The following is a 939-nucleotide window of genomic DNA, read 5'->3' on the forward strand; positions in this document are numbered from 1 at the left end:
GAGCGAAAATGGTTACTGTCGCCCTCGAGAAGAGAAGAGCTTATCTACGAAGTGGATAGCTTAATAAACAGAATGGAGAACTAGGTCTAGCTCTCCACTCAACTTTTACTTAATTACTTCTTCTATAATATTTCATAGCTTCTGGCAACGAAGCTCTTAGGTCATTTATTCGGGTATCAGGGTGCGGGTGAGTCGATAAAAACTCAGGCGGTCTTTGTCCATCGCTTTGAGCGGCCATTCTCTTCCAGAAATCTGGTGCGGCCTGAGGGTTATAACCAGCCATTGCCATAAAGATTAGCCCTATTCTATCCGCTTCAGATTCATGTGTGCGTGAAAAAGACAACATACCTAGCTGAGTACCAATACCCACCGACTGTAGCAACAACTCTTGTGTCATGGTTGGGTTTTGTCCCATGGCAGCACTCACAGTACTTAGTCCGAGATTAGCCGCAAGCCCCTGACTCATACGCTCACGTCCATGGTTGGCAATAGCATGCGCCACCTCATGTCCCATTACTACTGCTACACCAGTTTCATCTTCGCAAATTGGCATGATACCGGTATAAAAAGCCACTTTACCACCTGGCATACACCAGGCATTTACCACATCAGATTCTATGAGATTAAACTCCCAGGCATAACCCGCGATCTTGTCTTGCAATCCATTTTGCCTCATATACTCTTCGGTTGCCATTTGAATGTTATACCCTACTTCCTTGACCATGTTTACCCATTTGGTATTGTTAGAAAGCTTATTTTCTTTAAGTACTTGTTGGTACTGGTCAAAACTTAATGGTAAAATCTCAGAATTAGATACTAATTTGAGTTGTTTGCGCCCGGTAATTGGTACTGTAGCACAACTGTATAGAATCAGGCCCAGTACAAATAGCGATAGTATTTTCTTAATCATGGTTAAATCAATTTCTAGGGTCAAAAAAA

At 42.5% G+C, this 939-nt stretch carries 1 protein-coding gene; it reads right to left on the minus strand.

Annotated elements, in window-relative coordinates:
• Positions 1 to 109: 109 nt before the first annotated feature.
• On the minus strand, positions 110 to 939 hold an 830-nt coding region (locus E1176_RS00635), incomplete at its 5' end, for a M48 family metallopeptidase (protein ID WP_343030484.1).

This window comes from Fulvivirga aurantia (assembly GCF_009711475.1).
GTDB classification, from domain to species: Bacteria; Bacteroidota; Bacteroidia; order Cytophagales; family Cyclobacteriaceae; genus Fulvivirga; species Fulvivirga aurantia.